The following is a 24,722-nucleotide window of genomic DNA, read 5'->3' as shown; positions in this document are numbered from 1 at the left end:
TGAATTGATAAGACAGGATTTATTAACGCAACGGATCTGGCTATGGAAGCATTATACCTTCTCTTTGGAATCATCATCGGTGTGCCTGCGGGCTATATGATCGCCCGGAAGCTGCTGGCGGCCGCCTCGGTGCCGCAATCGCGGGTGGAAGAGCTGCAAAAAAAGATCGGACTGCTGGAACAGTCGAACGCTTCCCGTTTGTCGCGGGAAGAAATACAACAGCAATATATTTCCCGCGAAGCGGGGTACTTGTTGCAGGAAAACGTTCGCGTATTGCAGGAAGAACTGAGCAATGAAAAACGGGCAGCGCAGGAGCAGCAAAAGGAGATCCTGGAACTGACCCGGGAATCGGAGCAGAAATTTTCCAGGACAGAAGTGGAGGAGCGCGACCGGCAGATCCTGCAGCTGAGCAATGAGCTGGGGACCGTGAAAGAGCGGGAAACCGCGTTGAAGGAAAAGCTGGAGCTGTTTGCTGCTGAGCTGGAAAAGCTGCATCAGCTTTCACAGGAGCGGTTTAAAACGCTTGCAGTGGATGTGCTGGAGGAAAAGAAGAAAAGCTTTGCCGACACCAACAAAAGGGAACTGGCAACCATCCTGGAGCCGCTGAAGGCCAACCTGGATCAGTTCCGGGAGAAGGTGGAAGCCACCCGCAAGGAAGACATCCGGGAGCTGACCTCGCTGAAAAAAGAGATCGGGTTGCTGCAGCAATTAAATGTACAGCTGGGTGAAGAAGCCAGGAGCCTGGCCACTGCGCTCAAAGCCGAGGTAAAGATGCAGGGGAACTGGGGGGAGGACCGGCTGAACATGATCCTGGAAACAGAAGGGTTGCAAAAATATATCGATTTCACCCGGGAGGAAGTGTACCGGGATGCCGCCGAACAGCGGATACGGCGCCCAGATTTTATCCTGAAACTGCCCTACGACAAACATATCGTGATCGATAGTAAGGTTTCCCTGACGGCTTATGTGAATTATTTTAACACAGCAGATCCGCATACAAAACAACAATACCTCAAACAGCATACAAGAAGCATTACCGAACATATCGAAAAGCTCGCTGAAAAAAGCTATCAATCGCTTGCGGGGCTGAATACCCCCGATTATGTTTTTCTTTTTATGCCCGTGGAATCTGCGCTTACGCTGGCACTGAACCAGAACCCGGAGATCTTTAACCAGGCATTAAAAAGAAAGATCGTTTTGATCACACCGACAACGCTGGTAGCCACGCTTAAAGTGGTGAAGCTTTTATGGCAGAAGGAGAACCAGGTAAAGAACGTGGAAGAGATCTTTCGCCAGTGCGGCGAATTGTACAATAAATTTGTTTCCTTTCTTGAGGAAATGGACCGGATGGAAAACGCCTTGTCGTTGGCATCAAAAGCCCACCGCGATGCCATGAATCATTTAACCAGCGGAACAAAAAGAGGACATACGATCATCGGCCGTTTTGAGCGGATCCGGAACCTGGAGGCAAAGACCAGTAAACAGATCCCCGGAAAATACCTGGCGGAACTGGATCTGCTGCCGGATGAGGATAAGGAAGACATGGCGGATAGTCCTGAAGGGGATAATCGTGAAGCGTGAACGGGCAATGGCCGATGGAATTTCAGGTATGAAAACGGATTTAAACGATTTGATGATTTGGGAATATGGAAATGGGAGTTCCGGATCTTCGGAGAGGAACTGGAATCCTGGCAGGGGCCATAGTCAATGGTCAATAGGAGCTCCGGGCAGGAGATGGATCTTCCGAAGGTTCGGAGCGGGAAATTCAAAACTCAAACTTAAAACATAAGAGTGATCTGTGAGCGGTGAAACACGGATCCAACGTTAAACTTCACTCCATGTGCAACACGAGCACGGGAACCTCGCTGCGCCAGGCCAGGCTTTTGGTAACACTTCTATGAAACAGGCCCGCTAAAAAACTCCGCATTTTGTGGATAGAGATGATAAGGGACGCGTTGTCTTTTTTTGCAAAATCACTTACGATCGTGGGCAGGTCTTCCACATTTTCGGCCAGGTGCAGCCGGAAATGGTAATCCTGTAGCTGCAGCTGCAGATCACTGGCCAGGCGGGTCTCTTTTTCATTCATGGCCTTTTCGGGGCAGCGGTGCACCGCGGTTACCCGGGCATTGAATTTCTGAAGGAATTTATGCAGCTTTAGCTGAATGGATTTGTTGAGCGGTTCTTTAAAATCTAAGGCCAGTATGATATGACGCGGAACGGAGATGGGGGCATACTTGGGCAGGAGCAGTACCGGGAAACGGATCTTATCCACTGCTTTTTGAACGTTGTCGCCTACGAGCCAGGTTTCCAGTTCATCCCTGGGTTTAAAACCCATGACCACGAGGTCAACGGATGCTTCTTCGCAAAGCTGGTTGACCGCGGCCGGCAGGGCATTATTGATGATCAGGGTGGTCAACCGAACGGCAGGGTTCAGCTGCAGCATCAGCCGTTCCTTCAGCAACCGCAGTTCTTCGTTTCTCCCTTCTTCCAGCGCATCTGCTTCCTGCATGCTTAACGCAAGCGATCCCGCTTCGCCGGAGTCGTAAATGGGAACACTTTCATAGGTGTTCAAAATGAAAAGATGCTCCATGTTCAGCTGGTTGGCCAGGTTACAGGCATAGTCCACTGCATGACCAGCCGCTGCTGAAAAATCGGTGACAACCAAGATCCGTTTCATACCGTTTCTTTTTCCTATAAATTTACGGAAAACGAAATAAATTTCCCTGTATCGTTTCGGGAGAATACGACTCCGGTTTTCTTTGCGGCCCGCGATCAAAAAACAGCCTGTTCCACTGGCTGATCTCAGGACCGTGCAGGAGTAAAGGAGGGAATATAGGTATGGACAGAGCCGGCGCTTGCGGCCCTCAAAAAAAACCGGAAATACGACCCTGTCGCGCACGTGAATGCGATGATCTGCATTCAATATATTTGAAGTTGTTCCAGCTTTTTCAACGTATCGCCCCGATGGGATCCAAAATTGTATGACAGGTTTTACCGGCAGGCGCCTCTATGGCCAGCGCTGTAAGGGTGTTGTGCGGTAACAAAGATCAGCGAAGCGGCATAAAGCGCTATCAGGGTGGCCTGTTCGCTACAGTCCGAAAAGTTGAAACAATCCTTTATTTTACCTTTTCGCGTCTTACATTTGCCAAAACCCGGCCGGGGGATCCGGCAATTGAACCGTGAAGTGTACGTATTATCCGTTTGATTTAAAATTCAGGCATCCGTTTACGATCTCCAAAGGAACAAAAACACACCAGCCAACGTTGATCGTGGAGCTGGAGCATTTTGGAGTAAAAGGATATGGTGAGGCCCCGGCCATTACCTATTATCATATTACGGTGGCAGATATGATGCGGGACCTGGAGGCAAAAAAAACAATGATCGAAAAATTTGCTTTTACAGAGCCGGACCGGTACTGGCATTTTTTACATCACCTGCTGCCGGAGAATCCGTTCCTGGTTTGCGCGCTGGACATGGCTGCCTGGGATATTTGGGCGCGTATGAGCGGCAGGCCTTTATATAAAGTGCTTCGGGGAGACCCGGCAAACAGTCCGGTCACAGATTTTACGATCGGTATCGATACCATTGAAAAAATGGTGGCAAAGCTCAGGGAACGTCCCTGGCCCGTATATAAAGTGAAAGTGGGTACAGCTGACGATCTGGCCGTTGTAAAAGCGCTGCGGGCGGCAACAGATGTGCCCCTGCGGGTGGATGCGAACGCCGGCTGGGATCTGGAAACGGCATTAAAACTGATCCCGGAACTGGAGGCCCTGGGCGTGGAGTACGTGGAGCAGCCTCTGGCAAAGGATGACTGGGAAGGCATGAAGGTGCTGTACGAGCGGTCTCCCTTGCCGTTGTATGCAGACGAATCCTGTGTTTTTGAGCGGGATGTGGAGCGGTGCGTCAATCATTTTCATGGCATTAATATCAAACTGACCAAGTGCAGCGGCATCACACCCGCCTTGCGGATGATCCGGCAGGCGCGCAGGCTGGGACTAAAGATCATGATGGGCTGTATGAATGAAAGCACGGTAGGATCTGCCGCCATCGCCCATCTGGCACCGTTCATCGATCACGCGGATGTAGACGGGCCATTGCTGCTGGAAGAAGATGTGGCCACCGGGCTTGGGTTTGACTATGGTAAACTCATCTATAACAACGAACCCGGGTTGGGGATTGAGTATAAAGGATTGTTCAAGGGTTAAGAATAAGTTTAAAGTTTGAGGGTTTGCGGGTTGGCAGGAATGAAGATCCGGGCCTGAAACCAGGGACCGGGCAAAGGGAAATGATACGATGGCCGATTGAACCCGGAACAAACATCCCGCATCGAGCGTCTAACGTCTAAAATCTAAGGTCTAACATCTAAAGTCTGATATCAGAAATGGCATATAAAAATCAACAGGAGTTTATTGAAGCAATTGAAAAAGCAGGTGAGCTGGTACGGGTGAAAACTTATGTAGATCCCCGCCTGGAAATGGCAGAGATCACCGACCGGATGAGCAAAGAACCAGGCGGCGGAAAAGCTATCCTGTTTGAGAACACAGGATATGCGTTCCCGGTATTGATGAACGCCTATGGAAGTGAAAAGCGGATGTGCCTGGCCCTGGGTGTAAAAGAGCTGGATGATGTGGCCCGTGATATTGAAACCCTGTTCCGGTTATTATCGGCACCCAAAGAAGGGATTATAGATAAACTTAAGTTGCTGCCCAAGCTCAGCACTTTTGCATCCTGGATGCCCAAAGTAAAAAAGGGCAGGGGTGCCTGCCAGGAAGTGATCTGCACAGAAAAGCCCCTCACCCCCGGAGGGGTTTGGGGAGGCCTTCCGGATATTACACAGCTGCCGGTGATCACCTGCTGGCCGCAGGATGGGGGACCGTTCATTACACTGCCCATCATTAATACCCGGGATCCTCATAGCCATATCCGGAATGTGGGTATGTATCGCATGCAGGTATTTGGCCCGCAGCTTACGGCCATGCACTGGCACAAACATAAAGTTTCGGCAAAGCATTTTAATGAGTATAAGAAGCTGAACAAAAAGATGCCGGTGGCTGTGGCGCTGGGCGGAGATCCGGTGTATGCCTATTCCGCCACCGCACCGCTGCCCGAAAATGTAGATGAATACATGCTGGCGGGTTTTCTGAGGAAGAAGAAGGTGGAGCTGGTGAAATGCATCACCCAACCGGAGATAGAAGTACCGGCAGATGCAGATTTTGTGATCGAAGGCTATGTAGATCCCAATGATGAACTATTGTGGGAGGGCCCCTTTGGCGATCATACCGGATATTATTCGTTGCCCGACTGGTATCCAAAATTTCACATCACCGCCATCACGCATAAAAAGAACCCGGTGTACCCGGCAACGATCGTGGGCATACCACCACAGGAAGACGCATGGCTGGGAAAGGCTACCGAGCGCATTTTCCTGGCGCCGATCAAGATGACCCTCGTGCCGGAGATCGAGGATATGGAAATGCCTGTGGAAGGTGTGTTCCACAACCTGGTGATCACAAAGATCCGAAAAGATTATGCGGGCCAGGGACAAAAAGTAATGAATGCGATGTGGGGTGCAGGTCAGATGATGTTTAACAAGATCCTGGTGCTGGTTTCGCAAACTGCTGATGGGAGCGCACTGAGATTGAGCGATTATAAAGCCTGTGCCCGGGAAGTATTTAAGAACCTGAATCCCGCAACCGACGTGGCTTTTAGCCAGGGGCCAATGGATGTGCTGGATCACAGCTGCAGCAAAATGGGCTTTGGCGGAAAAATGTGCATCGACGGTACGCTGAAATTTGAAGAAGAGACCCGGGATGATTATACCCCCCTGGCCCCGGGAAAGGAAGTGGATCATGCCGGTCTTTTGACGGGGCGTTTTCATGAGATCAAGGGGGTTAATGAGGCATTGCTGAAAGAGCAGATCCCCTGTCTGATCGTTTCCGTTCAAAAGAACCGGAAGGGGCATATAAAAGAGCTGCACCGGCAAATTGCCGTATTGCCGGGTATGGAACCCGTAAAAATGGTCCTGTATGTGGAGCATACGGTGAATGCTTCGGACCTGGCATTGGCGCTTTGGCGGTTCTGTAATAACCTGGATCCGGTGCGGGACCATGTGCTGGCGCCTACCTTAAAGGAAGGTCACGACTGTCTGGGGCTGGATGGCACTATTAAAACAAAAGCATTTGATCATTTTCAGCGGGACTGGCCCAATATCATTGTGGCGGATGACGCCACCATTAAAGCAGTAGACGAAAAATGGGAGTTATTGAAGATCGGGCCCTTTATTCCTTCTCCTTCGCTGAAATATAAAGACCAGATGTACGGACAGGAAGCAGTAGCATCGGTTTGAGGGTGGGGCATTGAAACCGGCCCTCCGCGTATAGATGTAAGATGCAAATCTGAATAACTCCTATCTTTGCAACATACAAAACAGGAAATGGTGTCTTCCTGACCCAACCGCTCACGCATTTTGCGGGATCTGATGGCGCCTACAAATAGTAATATTTTATTACACGGTAATCTATTTGTAGGATGTATCAATTTAAAACAGAACAGGGAAAGATCTTTTACCAGCTCGCCCACTGGACGGTTCGCCTGGTGCCGCTTTCCTTCGTTGTAGGGTCGCTTGTAGCATTGTTTTTATGGTTGCTGGATTGGGCCACCCATACCCGTTGGGAACATCTGTGGTTGCTTTTTTTGCTGCCCGCGGCCGGTATTTTTATCTGGTGGCTGTATCGTTATTTTGGCAGGAATTCGGAGGCCGGCAATAATCTTGTTATGGACGAGATCCATGAGCCCGGAGGTGGTGTGCCCGTTCGCATGACCCCGCTGGTGCTTGCCGGCACGATCATTACCCATTTGTTTGGCGGTTCGGCCGGCAGGGAAGGCACAGCAGTACAGATGGGAGGCAGCATTGCCGATCTTTTTGCAAAATGGTACCGCATCAAAAAAGAAGACCGCAGCATTTTGCTGATGTGCGGAATGGCTGCGGGTTTTGGCGCGGTGTTCGGTACTCCGGTAACCGGCGCACTGTTTGCAATGGAAGTGCTGTTCATTGGCCGTATCAAATACCATGCGCTGATCCCCTGTTTGATCTCGAGCGTACTCGCGCACCTTGTTTGCACCAGCTATGGCATTAGCCATACACATTATGCCATCGATACCCAGATCTCCCAGGTCATGACCACCTGGATCCCCGGTTTTTCTTTTGATCTGTTTCTTTTATTAAAAGTGATTGCCGCCGGGATCGCCTTCGGATTGGCCGGTATGGCCTTTGCCCGGTGTACGCATTTGCTGAAGCGGGTCTGGGTGCGAGTGATCCCGGTAAAATGGCTGATACCGGTGGCCGGCGGGATCCTGATCATTGGCGGCAGTTACGCGCTGGGGAATTTTGATTACCTGGGGCTGGGTGTGGTAAACCCCCGGGACCACAACAGCGTTGTGAGCGCTTTTGCTGCGGGTGGAGTGGATACCTGGAGCTGGCTTTGGAAATTATTGTTTACTGCGGTTACGTTAAGCGCCGGGTTTAAAGGGGGCGAGGTGACCCCGTTATTCTTTATTGGTGCGGCCCTCGGCAATACCATCGCTGCACTGAGCGGCGCGCCTGCGGATCTCTTTGCGGGGCTGGGGTTCATTGCCGTATTTGCAGCCGCTACTAACACGCCTGTTGCCTGCATGGTGATGGGAGTGGAGCTGTTTGGCGGAGAGAATATCCTGTATTTTGCCGTTGCCTGTTTTACTGCATATTACTTCAGTGGTCATTCAGGCATTTACAGGGCACAGCGGATCGCTGTTCCCAAAGTTGATGCGAAATAAGATGGTATTTCACGCAACGACGCAAAGGTATAGCGAAAGCAGCGGCTTGGGCCCACGCAGTAATGCAGGGAGCCGCAAAGATCATAAAGGGAATCTCCGCATAATATCCTTAGCAGCACTTTGCATCTCCGGCACTTTCATAGTTCCGTACCGGAATGATACGCCTCCCGGTCAGGCGTCGTCCTGCTCATCCTTACCGGCAGTTTGCCGGTGCTCATCCAGGGTCGTTTGGTTAAAATCGCTCGGCGCTACCCCAAAGTGTTTTTTAAACTCTTTACTGAAATATTTTCGGTCGTCATAACCCACGGCGTAGGAGATCTCATTAATGGTCAGGTTTTTCTGCAGGATCAGTTCCGCTGCTTTTTTAAAACGCCGGGTCTTGATGAATTCGTTTACAGACATATTGGTCAGTGCCCGGATCTTTTTGTAAAGGACCGGCGCGCTCATAGCTACTTTTCTGGATAGCTTGTCAACTCCGAAATCCGGATCTTCCAGGTGGCTGTCGATGATCCCCGTTACCTTTAGCAGATAGTCGGTGTCTATGGTAAGCGCGGCCTCCTTTCCCGTATGGGCCCGGGCATCTGCTGAGAGACGCGTAAATTCCCTCATGTTCTTTTGCTGCAGTTTCCTGCGTGTTTCCAGCAGGTTGCGGATATTCAGCTCCAGCACTTTGGTGCTGAACGGTTTGGTTATGTAAACATCGGCGCCGTTCTCCAGCCCTTCGATCTGGTCGGTCTGGGTATTTCTCGCTGTCAGTAATATTACGGGTATATGGCTGGTGCGCTGATCGGTTTTGAGCCGGTTGCACAATTCCATGCCGCTCAGGCCGGGCATGGTCACATCACTGATGATCAGGTCCGGGATCCCCTCTGCTGCGGCATCCCAGCCCTGCAGGCCATCTACCGCTTCCTGTACCCGGTAGTGCCCTTCCAGGTGCTGTTTGATAAGGGTACGCAGGTCCGGGTTGTCTTCCACGATCAGCACCGTGTGGCTGCGGCCTGCAGGCAGTGGCTCCTGGAGCGGCCCGGTTTCCCCGCGCGCCACCGGGGAACCGGTACCTGCTGTATGACCATCGGTTGGTTGCTTCAGGAGGCTTACATTCGGGGCCTTTTCAAAATGGCGGCTCCCGTTCAGGAGCGTCACAAAAAAGCAGGTATGACCATTTGCTGCCGCTGTGGCCGGCGTACTTTCCACCCGGATGGTGCCTCCGTGCAGTTCGGTGATCTTTTTTGAAAGCGCCAGGCCCAGGCCATAGCCGGTGTTCTGCATGCCATGATCGGCTACCTGGTAATAATTGGTGAACAGTTTAGAGAGGTAGGCCGCTGCAATGCCCCTGCCGGTATCGGCCACGGTAACTTCTGTAAATGTTTTGTGCGTAGTAACCGTTACGGCAATGCGTCCGCCCTCCGGCGTAAATTTGAATGCATTGGCAAGCAGGTTAAAAAAGACTTTTTCCAGCTGTTTTTCGTCGAAGTACAGCCGTGCCTGAGGGGTAGTGTGGGTATAGGAGATCTGTATGTTCTTCGCCAGCGATAACTCACGGAAGCTAATGTATATTTCCTGCAGAAAGATGATCAGGTCCTGTTCCTTCACCTGTAATTTCAGATGATCGGATTCCGCCTTACGGAAGTCCATCAGCTCGCTGACGAGTTTCAGCAGCCGGTTGGAATTGTTCTTGATCTGTTTGATCTGCTGCGTAGTGAAGTGGTCGGCACGGTTGATGTCCAGCAGCTTCTCAATGGGGGCCATGATCAACGACAGGTGGGTCCGTAGCTCGTGCGAAACATTGGTGAAAAAATTGAGCTTGACCTGGTGCAGCTCGTCTTCCTTTTTCAGTAATGCACGGAGAAAGAAGAAACGTGTGATCAGGAACAGGATACCGATAAAGATGAGGGTATAGAGGGTATAGGCCCACCAGGTACGCCAGAATGGAGGCAGCACGGTTATTTTTAATGTGATGGGCTCCGTCCAGATGCCGTCATTATTGGCGCCTTTAACGGAAAAAATATAGTTTCCGGGAGGCAGGTTCGTGTACGTGGCTGCAGGAACGCGGGCAGTTTTCCAGTCTTTATCGAACCCTTCCAGCCGATAGGAGTACCGGTTCTTATTGCTCTTTATAAAATTGAGCAATGCAAAATTGATGGTGAACAGGTTTTGATCGTGCTGAAAGGTAAGCCGCCGGGTATGGCTGATATTGCGGCTGAGCAAACCATCTGAAGCGCCGATCTTTACCTCGTTGTTGTTGAGCCGGAGGTTGGTAAAGATCAGCGGGGCGTGGTATTGATTGACCCTGATCCGGTCCGGGAAAAAATGCGTAATGCCCCGGTAGCCCCCAAAGTAAAATTCGCCCTTGCTGTCTTTCAAATAAGAATTGTAATTGAACTCCTTTCCGGCCAAACCGTCAGCGACGGCATAGGCGATCACCGTTTTCAGGGCCGGGTCAAATTTCAGCAATCCTTCATCGGTGCTCAGCCACAGGTAACCCTGATCATCCTGCAGGATGCCGACGATATTTTTGGTGCCGCCTGCCGGAATGCGGTATTGGGTCAGCTGTTGCGTTTTTTTATGATACCATGCCAGTATGCCGTTGCGCCCGCCCGCCCAGATGTCGCCGTTGGCATCTTCCAGGAAGGTATTCACCGAAATACCGGTGCTGATGGTCCTGAATTGATGGCCCTGTACCGTATAAAGACCGGATATGCCGCCGATCCAGACGGTACCTTTACTGTCTTCGTAGATCTTGCTGGCGGTTAGCCTGCTGATCTTTTCTTCAATGGCCGAAACCGGGATCTCCGTCAGCCGTGTCCCTGATTTCCGGAACACGCGGATCCCTGCATTGGTTGCCAGCCAGAACCGGCCTTCACCATCTTCCTGGATCGACTGGATCTCCATTCCGGCGCTTTCCGCATCGTCTGCTTTATACAGATAGCGTTCAAAGGTTCCGGTGCTCCTGTTGAGCAGGTTCAGGCCGCCCCCATGCGTGCCGCACCAGACATTGCCCTGCTTGTCGAGATACACCACTTTTACCAGGTTGGAGCCGATGCTTGAAGGGTTGCTGATGTCGTTCTTAAACGTTTGATACCGCGCATTCCGGCGGTCAAAAAGGACGAGCCCGCCGCCTTCCGTTCCGATCCACAGATCGGAATTTTTGTCTTCCAGGATACTGCTGACCACATTATTAACGATCGTGTTCTGACTGCCGTCATTATGGATGGTATTGAATTCGGTAATGTATGCGTCTGCCCGGTTGGCCCCGCCAAAATAAGTGCCTACCCATACCGAACCGTTGGCATCTTTATACAGGCTGTAGATCGAGTTTTGGCTCAGGCTTTTATTGTTCCTGCCATCGTTCTGGTAAGAAACGACCTCCCTTGTGGCGGTATTTAAAATGCTCAGTCCTTCCTGTGTGCCGATCCAAAGCTCGTTCCGGTTCTTGACCAGGAGGGTGCGGATATTATTGTGGATCAGCCCGGGCGTCTGTGTCTTGGAAAAACGGAGAAATCTGCCCTGGGACGGCTGGTAAAGATTAAGCCCCGAGCTTTGGGTACCAATCCACAGGTTATGCGATTCGTCTTCGCAGATGCTGGTGATATTATCGCTACTAAGGCTTCCCGGGTCTGCAGGGTGGTGATAATATGCCTCATAGTGGTATTGCCTGTCCTGCCGCCACATCCGGATCAGTTTTGTGCTGGCCCCGATCCATATATTTCCGGCATGATCTTCAAAGACGCTCTTTACAGTTGTCTCCGGCAGGTGGTTACCGCCGGTTGTTTTAAAGCGGACCGCCCGGAAGCGGTTTTCCCCGGATGAAGTAAAAAGCCCTCTTGTGGTGCCGATCCAGAGGGTGCCTTTCCGGTCTTCATAAATACAATTAACACCGGTCACCGCAGTTACGGGGAGGTGGATCCTTTCGAAATCGTCCGTTTTATCGTTGTACCGGTTCAATCCTCCGCTGGAACCTACCCAAAGCTGTTTTTTTGAGTCGTGGAAAAGCGAAAGGATATTGTCGGAATAAAGTCCTGAACCCGGTCTGGTACCGGCAGTATATATTTTGATCTGGAATCCGTCGTACCGGTTCAGCCCGTCTGCGGTGCCCAGCCATATAAATCCCTGTCCGTCCTGTGCTATGGAGAGCACCGAATTATTGGACAAGCCATTTTCTGAGGTGAGGTGGGTAAAGCTAAGAGGCTGTGCCTTGCAAACGACTGTTAGGGTAAGGATATTTAAAAATAAAAACTTCCTTGCTATTTTAAATATAGTCCCTCTTTGCCAACGGAAACGATCCCTATCCATTTTTGAAACGCTTTTGAACACCCGGTGCCGGTCCGGTTCTAAAAACTCCTTAACGATCAGCAGCGGAAGAAGTCTTGATAAACAAAATAGTTTATTGACTGTCAATTTCTTATGTATATGTTAAAGAAAACACCCCTATTCATTTAGGATTTTCATCCCACCCCAAGCCACGGTGTAAAGATATTGCATCCGGAAATATGTACATGAGAGAAAAGCTTGCAGTATTGCTGTCCATCATTACATCTGCCATTATTAATCATTTTTTAAAAAGTTTGTGCTTATGCCATTAAAGGATTCAAGCCATTGGCTTCGTCACCGCGGTTCCTGGGTGATTGTCGTACTCTTCCTGCTATCGCCCATGTTGCTGCGGGCGCAGTCAAAACAGATCGGGGGTACCGTAACGGATATGAATAATGCGCCGGTACCCGGTGCTACAGTAGCAGTCAAAGGCACCCAGCTGGGAACCGTTACCGGTAATGACGGCGGGTTCCGGATCAATGCCGCTGCGGATGATGTACTGGAAATCTCCGCGATCAATTATGAAGCGACCACGATTGCTGTGGGATCGCAAACATCGCTGACCATTGCCCTCAAGGCAAGTGCCACGAGTTTAGAAGATGTTGTGGTGGTGGGGTATGGTACTCAAAAGAGGATCAATCTGACCGGTTCAGTTTCGACAGTAGGGGCTGATAAACTAACCAATCGCCCGATAATGAACCTTGCTGCAGCCCTGGGCGGCACTGCTCCGGGGGTTCGGGTAACCCAAAGTGCCGGAAACCCGGGCAGTGAAGGCGTGTCGATACGGATCCGTGGCACCGGATCGTTCAATAACAGCGATCCGTTGATTTTGGTGGACGGGGTCATCGCTGATATGGTACCTGTAAATACAGATGACATTGAAAGCATTTCGATCCTGAAAGACGCTTCTTCAGCAGCTATTTACGGATCAAGGGCCGCCAACGGGGTTATTTTAGTAACCACCAAGAAAGGAAGGAAGAATCAGGCTCCTAAAGTTACTTTTAATACTTTGTTTGCACAGGAGCAGGCTATGACGGATCTGAAATTCATGTCGAGTACTGCCGATTGGATGGAATTGCACAATATCGCAAAGCTCAATGCCAACCCAACGTCCACCTCCCCGGACTATGCATATGCTACAATAGATGCATGGCGTGCAGCCAATGCGGATCCGAATGGTGTTTATACGGATCAGGTAACGGGACAAACGATTCCAAACTGGTTGGCCTATCCGAATACCGACTGGGCACAGATTCTTTTTCAACCGGAATATTACCAGCGATACGGGGCATCTGTTTCAGGAGGCAGCAAGAACTCATCATACCTGATGTCACTGGGATATCAGAATAATCCCGGTACATTAAAAAACACGGGTATGCAGCGTTACAATGTGCGTGTAAACCTGGAGACGAAAATTGCTGATCTCATCAATTTTGGAACTCAAACATATGCTACTAAAGAGTTTAAGGAACCGGGTAGCACCTCCATGACCTATCTTCTCCAGGCCTTTCCGGGAATGACACCTATTTACCAGGGTAAATATGGTGCCAGTGAAGATCCTAACACTACGCAAAAAGATAATATCCTTCAGCAGGTAGCCTCAAACGGGGGAATGAATAACTATACACGCATTAACACTTCCTGGTATGCCAATGCTGAACTTTACAAAGGCCTTGTTGCCGAGGCCAGGTTTAATTACAGTGAATATACACGGGGAGATGAGCACTATTCCCAGGACCTCCCCCGGTATAGCTTCCGCGAAAGTTTTGATACGCCCAAAGAAGGGATCGGCAATCTGGACCAGGCAACCACCTACCGGTATTCCTATAATTCTACCAGCTATACAGCGGATCTTTTGCTGCGTTATAACCGCAGTTTCGGCAAGCATGATATCGGAGGATTATTGGGCTATGAACAGTATCGTGCAGAGAATAGCGGCTTTAGCGCAACGAAGAAAGGATTACTGGACTGGAGTATTACGGATATTACTTCCGGCGCTGTTATGGAGTCTATTGGTGGATCTGCAAAAGAGGAGTATGCCATGTTATCTTATTTTGGACGCCTGAACTACGCATATGACAGTAAGTACCTGTTTGAAGCCAATCTCCGTTCCGATGCTTCATCCAAATTTGCCCCGGGCCATCGCAGCGGCCTGTTTCCCTCGTTTTCTGCCGGATGGGTTGTCAGCAATGAGCCGTTCTTTGTCTCTAATACCATCAACTATTTAAAACTGAGAGCTTCTTATGGTACAGTAGGAAACACAGTGAGTGGTAATTACGATTGGCAGACCTTATATCAAAAAGTCAATAGTGTATTCAATGAACAGGTGGCCAATGGGGTGATCCAGCAAACCATTCAAAACCTGGCGTTATCCTGGGAAAAATTAACTACTTATAACTTAGGTCTGGAAGCCCGGTTTTTGCAACATCGTCTGAGTACAGAGTTAGATCTTTACTATCGTCATACATCGGATATTCTTACTCCTGCTATTATTTACCTCACCATGGGTAATATCGGCGCGCCGATGTCCAACACCGCCTCCCTGGGCAATAAAGGGATAGAGCTTACCCTGGGATGGCATGACCGGGTAGGTGAATTCAAGTACGGGGTCAATGCGAATGTCAGTTACAACGACAATAAAGTCACCAAATTTAAGGGCTCATTAGCATACCAGCAAGATGCGTCCACACTTGATACCTGGGGCAATCCTACCTGGCGCTATACCAACCTCGCCGATGTTTCTACCGGGGGCGATACCCGTCGTGTAGAAGGGCATATGATCGACGAATGGTTTCTGCGCAGACCTTATGCCGGAAACGGTATGTACACAAATGCAGACGGAACGGTAAACCCGAATGGCGGACCCAAAGATGGGATGATCCGCACCAAGGCCGACCTGGAATGGGTAAAATCCATGATCGCCGCAGGTTATTCTTTCAATAACAATACCGTGGGTTCCGGAGCTGCTAATATATGGTACGGGCAGAAACTTATGGCTGATGTGAATGGTGACGGAAAATATGGGAACGACGACGACCGGGAGTTTACCGGCAAATCCTCCGTTCCCAAATGGATTTTTGGTTTGAATCTGACGGCCGCATGGAAAGGCCTTGATCTGAATATGCTTTGGGCCGGACGTCTGGGTTCTTATCATTACATCAACGACCGTGGGGCGAATGGTTCGATCTTAGCAAATACCGGTGACCAGGTGCCAGCAGATGCATGGAGCAAATATTATTTTTATGATGCCGTTAAAGCAAATACCGATTATGATAACTACGATCCGGCAACCGATCCCAACGCCAATATAAATGGCAAATACCCGCGCTTATTGTCTGCGAGTTCCATCATGACTTCAAATACATTTTACCTGTATAATACTTCTTATCTGAAGCTGAAATCATTGCAGATTGGTTACACATTGCCAAGTAAATGGCTGAACGGGGCAAGAATAAGTGACCTTCGCGTATTTGCATCAGGAGAGAACCTGCTGACATTTAAGAATAAAGATTTCGAAGGTGTAGACCCGGAATTGGGAAGCTCTTTGATCGTTTATCCTATCGCAAGATTATTCTCTGCCGGACTATCTCTTACTTTTTAATCAATCTAAACAAATAAGCAGATGAAAATATATATATATACGTTAGCAATGATTTGCATGTTGGGCAGTTTGCCGGCATGTAAAAGGTTATTGGAAACGGCTCCAAATGATAAGATATCTTCTTCCACAATGTGGACAACGGAAAGCCTGGTGGATCAGGGTGTGATCGGGGTTTATTATTCGTTGCAGCGGCCCGTACGGAGCAACGGTCTGATCGGCACCGCCACGAACATCGGATATTACGGGTATGAAGCATTTGGAATGACGGGCCAGGGAGAGTATAACCTGGATAATTTGTTTTCCTCGGCGGTAAAACCCAGTTCCGCATATTTTTCTCACCATTGGAAATGGTGTTATGACGGCATTCATCGGGCAAATGATGCCATTGCCCATATTCCCGAAGCTCCAATGAATGCGGAAAAGAAAAATCGCCTGGTGGCCGAATGCAAAGTACTGCGTGCATTTTTCTATATGCGCCTGAATGAATTGTATGGAAGGGAAGGACTGGGTGTGCCTATTTACACCGAACCGATTGACCCTTCGGAAGGCAACCGGGGCCAGAGCCCGGAGGCAGATGTTTGGGCGTTGATCATCCAGGATCTTACGGATGCGATCAATGAATCTTCTTTGCCCGATAATCAGATCGGCGGTGAAGGACGTGCCAGCAAGGGCACTGCCTATGCATTGAGAGGAAGGGCCTACCTGCTTTCAAAAAAATATGATCTTGCCGCGGCCGACTTTGCAAAAGTGGGAGAGATGGGCTATAGCCTCTATCCGGACTACAAGCAATTGTTTAAGGTAGGCCAGGAGCGTTGTCAGGAAATGATCATGAGCGTTCAATATATTGAGGATCCTACCGGTTATGGCACCGCACTGCAAAAATTTTGTGCTGCATATCAGCAGGGAGCAAAAGATGCCGCCGGCTGCTGGACTGATTTGCAGGTGACGCCTGCATTGGTGAATCTGTATGAAGAAAAAATAGATGCCAATACGGTAAAATCTTTCAATTGGTTAGACTTTTTCCCCGAATGGAATGCCATCAGCGCATTGGGCACTGCCAACAGAAAGGCCTTCTTTATCCGCGATCAAAAGGTCAATGGTTTGGAAGTACATTCCACGATCACTACTATTATCAACAGCGAATTAAATAAATTGAATCCGGCCGCCAAAGCTTTGTACCTGCCGGAAGGAAATGAAGCCCGCTTGAAAGCAGCGTATCAAAACCGGGATCCTCGATTGGCATACAACGTCGTAACGCCCTACTCCGACTTTAAAGGAGTAAATAATCCAAAAACGGCAGAAGGTATGTACACCTACAGGTTCCCGGTAACCGGAAAATATTACTTTGATCAGTCCGGGGCGGAGCCAAATTTAAACAAAGGTCTGCCAGCTACGTATTACACTTCGGGAACCTGTAATGCACAGGCTGAATTCAAGTACATTCACCGGAAATTTGTAGGTGAAGGTCTGGATTATGCCCGCCGTGAACAAAACCCTGTAGATGAGCCCATCATTCGTTACGCCGATGTGCTATTGATGTGGGCGGAAGCCCTGGTAGAGATGGATGATCTCAGTGGTGCTATGGCCAAGGTAAAGCAGGTAAGGGATCGCGTAAGCATGCCAACAATGGCTTCCTCTTTTTCCGATAAAACAACCGCGCGCAATTATGTGCGTGATGAGCGTCGCCGCGAATTGATTGGGGAAGGGGTGAACTTCTTTGATGAAATGCGTTGGAAAACTCTTAAAGAAACAAAATTCAGCGAGAAAGTGGCTCAACACGCCTGGGGGGGCACAGAAAGTACAGGCGGTACCACTTATGAATGGATTGGTGATTATTGGTACACATGGCCGGTTCCCAAAGCTGAAATAGAACTCAATAAGAACCTGAAACCTACACCGGGCTGGATATATTAGGTCCTTTTTAGTATTTTCCGGGAATGGTTCAGACTGTTCCCGGAAATTTTAACGAGCTGCAATTGCCGATTGTATGGTCATTCTGCAAGTTGCTCCCTGAACATACCCGTAAAGATGTATCGATGAAGTCAATTCAAATGATGTCGAAGCAATACTTCAAAAGCTTAATAACAATATTATGTATGTGGGGTTTGAGTACCAATCTCTTTACCATTTTTTGATCGAGGGTAATTATGCGGAACGAAAATTACGTATTATAACCAATAATGGAGCCAGGGGGAAGCGCGCGAAGGTATGGAGACTGATAAAATGCTTCAGGCTTCTCTCTTCCGGCCCAAGCAGGCAAAAGATCCACCGTGCCGTTGGATCCGGCGGCCTACAGGTTAGACATACGGCCTGTGTCAAGAAATAAAATTAAAAGTACACACATGAAAAAGACCCTGTTACTGTTCTTATTTTTTTTCACTTGCTTTTGGGCCTGTAAGAAGTCAAGAGAAACGGCCGGACAACTGCCCGGATCGGGCCTTCTTAGGGTGCACCCCACGGTATATTATGTAGACCCCAATGGAGATGATGCCAATACCGGCGCGAGCGCTACCACGGCATGGAAAACGCTGTCCAAAGTAAATTCCGTAACATTTTTGCCGGGTGACCGGATTCTGTTAAAGAGCGGGGGCATATGGAATGAAACCCTGCAACCGAAAGGTTCCGGAAAAACCGGCGCATTCATTACTATTGATAAATATGGCGGAGACAAAAGACCGGTGATTCATGGCGGAGGTAAAACAAACGGATCCAGCACACTACTTTTAAACGGAGTATCCTACTGGGAGGTGAACAACCTGGAAATAACCAATAAGGTTCCGGACGGTATGAGCTACGCCGCCACTGGGGTCCGGGTAAACGGCGGGAGCCGGTCAGGCCCCTTTTGTACCAACATCCGTATTAAGAATTGTTATATACATGATGTAAATGCAGCCACGGCAAAACAGCCCAATTATGTAAAAGGAACTGGAGGCATCATTGTCAATGGTAAATTGAGCGACGTATGGATCCAAAACTGCCATATTGCTGATTGTTCTGTAGAGGGGCTACGTACAACGGGTTTTTCAGATATGGCGAACCGGTCAAAAAATATCGTATTCGACAATAACCTTATTGAAAATATCTACGGCGATGGCATTGTTATGGCACAGGTAAGTGGTGGCAGCAGGGTCACTAATAATACGGTCTATAATGCCTGTATGACCAATGATATTAACTTTGCCGGTATCTGGACGGTGGCCAGTGTTAATACGGTAGTTGCGCACAACGAGGTATATGGAATGAAAGGCGGCGGCCCTAATGATGGTATGGCCTTTGACGCTGATGGCTGGGATGAGCCTTCTGCTACCGATGGCGATGTTTTTGAGTACAATTATTCACACGATAACAATGGCGGCTTTTTCCTGTTTATGTCCCGGGCCAATAATATCACCGTGAGGTATAATGTAAGTGTAAATGATGTTGGTAAAACAGGTGCAAAAAAGCTCTTCCTTGTCCAGAATAGCCCAAATAAAGATCGCTTCGTGTATAACAATGTGTTTGTTATTAGAAACCCGGTAGACAAAATGTTTTGGGAGGGATCTGGTGCTATCTTCTCCAATAATATATTTTACACGGAGTCTACGATTGCCATGCTGGCCGATAAGATTCCGGATACAAGAGCCCGATTCCATAACAATTGTTTTTATCCTCAAGCTACTTTCGCCGCGCTCGAGTGGGGCAAGGCTGTGCGAAGCGATAATTTTTACGAAGATCCTTTATTTGTCGATCCTGCACCTGGCGCTGGTTTTGAAAAGGCGAAGGGATTCGGGATACTTCCCAGCTCTTCCTGTCGGAACGCGGGTATGTTCATCAAGAATAATGGGGGAGTGGACTTCTCAGGAAATGGCCTTCCAGCCGGGAACCCGGACGTAGGAGCTTTTCAGTATGTGATTGTATCCGGAGCCGGCAGCTCTTTAAAGAAAACTCCGGACCAACGGTGACTGCTTGTAAATAACTTTAATTTTATATTTGAAAATGCTCAGAAAAAACATTTTTACGGTACCATTATTTATGGCGTTGCTGGCTTCCTGTGTAACATCAAAGGAAAATAAAAAACCGGCCGCCGACCGTTTTGTTGAAGAGAATTTTTTCCACAGCGAAAAGATGCTGCAGTTGCAGCTTGCAGACGCTGATCAGAAATTTGCCGCTCCCAAAGGCGCCTATCCCCGTACCATCAACAAAAAAGGGCAGATGACCACCACGTCGATGTACGACTGGACACCGGGGTTCTTCCCCGGCAGCCTTTGGTATGCATATGAATACTCAAGGAATGAGGCGCTGAAAAAAGAAGCGCTCCGCTGGACCGAAAAGCTGGAGCCGCTCAAAAACTTTACCCAGCATCACGACCTGGGGTTTATGATGTATTGCAGCTATGGCAATGCGTACCGGCTCACGCACAATGCGGCTTATAAAGACATCCTGGTACAGGCAGCGCGTTCTTTGTGCACCCGGTTTGATCCCCGGGTTGGCAGCATCAAATCCTGGAACCGTTTTGTTTCCTGGCATGGGAACAAGACCTATCATTACCCGGTTATCGTAGACAACCTGATGAACCTTGAATTGCTGTTCTTTGCATCAGCAGTTTCCGGGGACACCACATACCGGCACGTTGCCGTAACCCATGCCCTGAACGCGATGAAAAACCAGGTGAGGCCGGATTTCAGCACCTATCATGTGGTGTGTTATGATACCGCTTCGTCCAACGTGGTGGGCAGGGAGACCGCGCAGGGTTATGCCGATAACTCTACCTGGGCAAGGGGGCAGGCCTGGGCCATTTACGGGTTTACCATGGCTTACCGATTTACAAAAGACCCGCGGTTCCTGGCAACTGCAAAAGGGCTGGCCGGCTATTATATGAATCATAAGAATCTGCCTGCTGATAAAATTCCATACTGGGATTTTAACATCGGGCAGCCGGGCTATACGCCGGGTGTAAATTCCAACGCGCTGCGCGTAAAGATCCCGTATCGGGATGCTTCTGCGGCGGCGATCACGGCATCGGCCCTGCTGGAGCTGAGCGGCTATGTATCCGGTAAAGAGGCCACGGGGTACCGGCGGTTTGCCGTTGCTACCCTGCATACGCTGGCAAGCCCTGCATACCGTGCAAAGGAGCATACGAACGGAAATTTTATTTTGATGCACAGCGTTGGCAGCATTCCGCACAATAACGAGATCGATGTGCCGCTGGTATATGCCGATTATTACTTCCTGGAAGGATTGCTTCGGTATCGTAAAATTGCCCATAATGAAAAATTGTTTGAAGAATAACAAAAGACGGTGTTATAAAGACAGCATCATTGCCATATTAAAAGATAGAGAGATGAAATATATACAAAAGAAAACCGGGGCGTTCATGGTCATTGCGCTACTGGTATCCCTGGCAGGCAGCGGTCAGCCGGGACGCAATCCCAAAATAAAGCCGGCAAACCCCGGCATTGCCACAGGCGCACAGGATCGTGCCCGTTGGGTAAAGGACCTTTATAAGATCGCCTATCCGGTGGTGCACAACCTGGCGGAGGGCACCTTAAAAAAGAACCTGCCGCTGGAGCAGGGACCGGATTACAACCTGGTGGTAAAAGATGTGACCTACCTGGAGGCTGTGGGCCGGACCGCTGCCGGGATCGCGCCCTGGCTGGCCTTACCGGACGACGCAACAGAGGAAGGGACGTTGCGTGCCAAAATGCGTAAAGAAATGTTGCAGGGGCTCAGAAATGCGGTGGACCCGGAGAACCCCGATTGCCTGAATTTTAAAAAGCAGAGCCAGCCCATTGTAGATGCGGCTTATTTGTCGCACGCGTTCCTGAGAGCGCCCAAGGCCCTGTGGGAGCCGCTGGATACCCTTACAAAACGGCGGTACATCGATGCATTCAAATCCCTGCGCAACCGCAGCGGGGCCTACAATAACTGGCTGGTGTTCGCAGCGCTTACCGAAGGCTTTCTGCGATACATCGGGGAAGATTATGACCCGGTCCGGATTGATTATGCATTGAACAAAATGAAGGACTGGTACACCGGCGACAGCTGGTACAAGGATGGCGACCTGTTCAGTATGGATTATTACAACTCTTATGTCATTCATCCCATGCTCACGGATCTGATCAAAACCCTGCTGGAAAAGCGACCGGGAAAAGTACATGTGCGTGCGGAAGATTATGAAACGGCGTTGCGCCGGATGGTGCGTCATGCAGAATTCCTGGAGCGCATCATTGCACCGGATGGCACTTATCCCGCTTTCGGACGCTCGGTAACCTACCGCACGGCTGCATTTCAGGCACTGGCTCAGGTGGCACTGATGGAAAAGCTGCCGGAACATATCCGGCCGGCACAGGTACGTTGTGCACTGACAAAAGTGTTTTCCAATATGTTTGAAGGGAACCAGAACTTTGACGCCAATGGCTGGCTGGTGCTGGGCTTTAACGGGCACCAACCCATGATGGCAGATGTTTATACCTCTACCGGAAGCCTGTACATGGCCACGCTGGGCTTTTTGCCCCTGGGGTTACCCGCCGATAATAAATTCTGGACGGATCCTCCGGCAGACTGGACCAGCAAAAAAGCCTGGAGCGGACAGCCGGTGAAGAAGGATTATAAAGTGGATTATTGAGTATGTTAATTTGAGAATTTGGAAATGTGGAAATGTGAGAATGAGATCATCGGGCATAAAACAGATCAGGTATCGAACCATGAACTCTGAACTTCTTTTGCGGTGAGGGCGGGATTCGAACCCGCGGTGCTTTAACGTCAGGCCGTGAACCTCAAACACCCAATGCACCCCAGGTCATCAGCTGTTCGCTTTCGGCGGTAGTCGGACGTTAGACGGATCTGACCTCAAGCTTTAAACGTCAAACCTGAAACAAAAAGACTAAGCCCCGAGCGCTTTCCGGGCATAGTCCAGGCATTTTTTAACTTCCTGTACGGCATCGGATCCTTCAGTGATCTTATATTCCAGCTCAATTGTAACCGGTATTTTATACTTATTATCCCGGAGCAGGGAGAGGATCTCTTTAATAGGTGTATCGCCCTGGCCCCAGGGCAGGTTGGCCCCGCCGTTGGCTGCGGTTTGGCGATCTTTAAGGTGCATGGAGGTGATCCGGTTATGCCGCTTCCGGATCAGCGCCAGCAATGATTGGGCTGTATGCCCCGGTGCCGCGATATAATGACCACAGTCCAGGTTCATTGAATTATAGGGAGATTGCTCTAAAGCCTGGTCCCACAATGTATCGGTTGCCTGTGTATGCGCGTGATAGCCGATATAGACCTTGTGTTTGGCGCCCAGCTTGCCCAGCCGCTCTGTTTGCGCAGGATCTTTGGGCAGCTCAACGGTAACCGCCGAAGCGCCCAGGGCTTTTGCCGCCCGCATGGCGTATTCGATTTCAGCATCGGTATTGCGGGCACCTAATGCATTGGGTTTATAAGCGTAAATTTTTACACCGGCCTTGTTGAACATTTTTTTCACCATTTTGAATTTGTCCATCGGAACCGTGGCCCGCCAATCGGCTATTTGTGCTTTATCCGAAGGACATCCGGCATATTGCTCCACCGCATCGCCCATGAGCTCCACGGCACTGATGCCGCTGTTTACCGTGTATTGCAATATCTCCTGGAGGCTGCCGGGCATGCTCCGGTATGAGTAAGTGATGACACCTATCTGTACACCGGAAATCCTGGAGCCAGGCCCTTTGAACAGATCCTCCGGTCCAAAAAGAGAAGGAACGGTTAACAATCCCAGGGAGGCAAGGCCGCCTTTCTTCAAAAAATCCCGGCGTGAATGCCGACCGGTCTGTTCATTTGCTGCAAGCATATATTTGCTATTTTTAAAAGTGGTTGATGCCGCCAAAGGTACGGAGCTCTGTTTTATTGTAACAGCTTTCTCTATATTCGTTTGTAAATTCACTTTCTATATACCAATCCGCTCATTATGGGAGCAACACCTGATAAACGATCGCAAAAGCTTGTGCATGTGGTGCGGGCATTGTCGCTTGCAGGTATGGATCAACCTGCCGGGAACGCAGTAAAATACAGCCACAAAAAAGAAGAAACGGTGATTCATGTGGGCTGCAAGGAAACAACGCAGGATATTATTTATTTTGTAAAAGGGCGAGGGCAACGGTATCAGGCTTTCGCTGGTAGAACGGATCATCGCCCGGTATAAAGGAAGGGTATGGGCCGAAGGCGCGGCCGGAATGGGGGCTATTTTTTATTTTTCGCTGCCTTGGGTCTGAACCGGAAAAGAGACAATGTTACACTGTAAAAAAAACATATGAATGATAACGACCGGTTAAAAGAACTGGCCGCTCAGTTGCGGCAGCCCGACGGTGCAATGGGAATAGAAGTGGCCGATATGATGCATGAAAGTAATATCGGGATGACCAGGCATGCCATCGACCGGCTTGACATCGCCGATCATGATCATATCCTGGAACTCGGGCATGGGAACGGGAAACACCTTCCATATCTGCTGCGGCAAAAAGCAGACCTGACCTATTACGGGCTGGAGATATCTAAAACAATGAGCCGGGAAGCCGGGAAAATGAACCAGGCTTTTGTAGAAAGGAAGCAGGCCCTTTTTCAGCTGTATGATGGGGTGCACGTGCCGTTTGCTGATCATTATATTAACCGGATCTTCACGGTGAACACCATTTACTTCTGGAAAGAACCGGAGCGGCTGCTTTCAGAATTATACCGCGTATTGAAACCAGGAGGAAAATTGAACATCACCTTTGCACAGCAAAGTTTTATGCAAAAGCTGTCTTTTACACAATACGGATTTACCCTCTATGACAATGAAGGGATAACGGAACTACTTAAAAAGACCCCCTTTTGTATTGCGGATACAGCAACCCAAATGGAAGACATCAAAAGCAAATCGGGAGAGGAGGTGACCCGGGAGTTTACGACGGTTAGCCTCGAAAAGTAACACCATCGGACGGCGGGGCGCTTTATGACCTGGGCGCAAGCGCTATGATTATTGATGACCTTTCCCGCAACAGGAAGGGAT

14 protein-coding genes and 1 riboswitch are annotated in these 24,722 nt (G+C 49.5%); of the genes, 11 read left to right on the top strand and 3 right to left on the bottom strand.

Annotated elements, in window-relative coordinates; genetic code table 11:
• Nucleotides 1-42 precede the first annotated feature (42 nt).
• Complete coding sequence (locus tag B160_RS29415) at nt 43-1,581, top strand: DNA recombination protein RmuC (protein WP_018629069.1); 1,539 nt, start codon at nt 43-45, stop codon at nt 1,579-1,581.
• Nucleotides 1,582-1,831: 250 nt separating this feature from the next.
• Here the strand turns inward: B160_RS29415 and B160_RS0116715 are convergent, their stop codons facing one another.
• Nucleotides 1,832-2,677: a universal stress protein gene (locus B160_RS0116715; protein WP_018629068.1), complete on the bottom strand. Its 846-nt coding sequence runs from the start codon at nt 2,675-2,677 to the stop codon at nt 1,832-1,834.
• 502 nt (nt 2,678-3,179) lie between these two features.
• On the opposite strand from B160_RS0116715, the gene B160_RS0116705 reads away from it, so the two are divergent.
• The 3 genes from B160_RS0116705 to B160_RS0116695 all read left to right on the top strand — a co-directional run bounded on the left by B160_RS0116705 (nt 3,180) and on the right by B160_RS0116695 (nt 7,812).
• The gene (locus tag B160_RS0116705; RefSeq protein WP_018629066.1) at nt 3,180-4,205 is read left to right on the top strand and encodes a dipeptide epimerase; all 1,026 of its coding nucleotides are present in this window, start codon (nt 3,180-3,182) and stop codon (nt 4,203-4,205) included.
• A 176-nt stretch (nt 4,206-4,381) separates the two neighbouring features.
• Nucleotides 4,382-6,346, top strand: coding sequence for a menaquinone biosynthesis decarboxylase (locus B160_RS0116700; RefSeq protein WP_018629065.1), 1,965 nt, complete (start codon nt 4,382-4,384; stop codon nt 6,344-6,346).
• Nucleotides 6,347-6,420: 74 nt separating this feature from the next.
• Nucleotides 6,421-6,495, top strand: a riboswitch (Fluoride riboswitch).
• A 33-nt stretch (nt 6,496-6,528) separates the two neighbouring features.
• Nucleotides 6,529-7,812 (top strand): voltage-gated chloride channel family protein, encoded by a 1,284-nt coding sequence (locus B160_RS0116695; protein ID WP_018629064.1) that lies wholly within the window; start codon nt 6,529-6,531, stop codon nt 7,810-7,812.
• A gap of 171 nt (nt 7,813-7,983) precedes the next feature.
• Here the strand turns inward: B160_RS0116695 and B160_RS29410 are convergent, their stop codons facing one another.
• A complete protein-coding gene (locus B160_RS29410; protein ID WP_018629063.1) occupies nt 7,984-11,964 on the bottom strand; it encodes a two-component regulator propeller domain-containing protein in 3,981 nt (1,326 codons plus the stop codon).
• Nucleotides 11,965-12,385: 421 nt separating this feature from the next.
• On the opposite strand from B160_RS29410, the gene B160_RS0116680 reads away from it, so the two are divergent.
• From B160_RS0116680 to B160_RS0116655, 5 genes are all read left to right on the top strand, one after another.
• Complete coding sequence (locus B160_RS0116680; RefSeq protein WP_018629061.1) at nt 12,386-15,724, top strand: SusC/RagA family TonB-linked outer membrane protein; 3,339 nt, start codon at nt 12,386-12,388, stop codon at nt 15,722-15,724.
• Between the two features lie 129 nt (nt 15,725-15,853).
• Complete coding sequence (locus B160_RS0116675) at nt 15,854-17,638, top strand: RagB/SusD family nutrient uptake outer membrane protein (protein ID WP_211218088.1); 1,785 nt, start codon at nt 15,854-15,856, stop codon at nt 17,636-17,638.
• Nucleotides 17,639-18,066: 428 nt separating this feature from the next.
• Nucleotides 18,067-19,665: a right-handed parallel beta-helix repeat-containing protein gene (locus tag B160_RS0116665; RefSeq protein ID WP_018629058.1), complete on the top strand. Its 1,599-nt coding sequence runs from the start codon at nt 18,067-18,069 to the stop codon at nt 19,663-19,665.
• A 34-nt stretch (nt 19,666-19,699) separates the two neighbouring features.
• Nucleotides 19,700-20,992, top strand: coding sequence for a glycoside hydrolase family 88 protein (locus B160_RS0116660; RefSeq protein ID WP_018629057.1), 1,293 nt, complete (start codon nt 19,700-19,702; stop codon nt 20,990-20,992).
• Between the two features lie 52 nt (nt 20,993-21,044).
• Nucleotides 21,045-22,328 (top strand): DUF2264 domain-containing protein, encoded by a 1,284-nt coding sequence (locus tag B160_RS0116655; RefSeq protein WP_026309831.1) that lies wholly within the window; start codon nt 21,045-21,047, stop codon nt 22,326-22,328.
• Nucleotides 22,329-22,586: 258 nt separating this feature from the next.
• On the opposite strand, the gene B160_RS0116650 is transcribed toward B160_RS0116655, so the two are convergent.
• A complete protein-coding gene (locus tag B160_RS0116650) occupies nt 22,587-23,525 on the bottom strand; it encodes a sugar phosphate isomerase/epimerase family protein (RefSeq protein ID WP_026309830.1) in 939 nt (312 codons plus the stop codon).
• Between the two features lie 117 nt (nt 23,526-23,642).
• Here B160_RS0116650 and B160_RS0116645 point away from each other — a divergent pair, with 117 nt between their 5' ends.
• Together B160_RS0116645 and B160_RS0116635 are read left to right on the top strand one after the other, a co-directional pair.
• On the top strand, nt 23,643-23,876 hold the full coding sequence (locus B160_RS0116645; RefSeq protein ID WP_018629054.1) for a hypothetical protein: 234 nt from the start codon (nt 23,643-23,645) through the stop codon (nt 23,874-23,876).
• 108 nt (nt 23,877-23,984) lie between these two features.
• Nucleotides 23,985-24,641: a class I SAM-dependent methyltransferase gene (locus tag B160_RS0116635; RefSeq protein ID WP_018629052.1), complete on the top strand. Its 657-nt coding sequence runs from the start codon at nt 23,985-23,987 to the stop codon at nt 24,639-24,641.
• The last annotated feature ends 81 nt before the right edge of the window (nt 24,642-24,722 follow it).

This window comes from Niabella aurantiaca DSM 17617 (assembly GCF_000374125.1).
GTDB lineage: Bacteria > Bacteroidota > Bacteroidia > Chitinophagales > Chitinophagaceae > Niabella > Niabella aurantiaca.
Note: the sequence above shows the minus strand (reverse complement) of the source record. Positions and strands in the feature narration are given on the sequence as shown.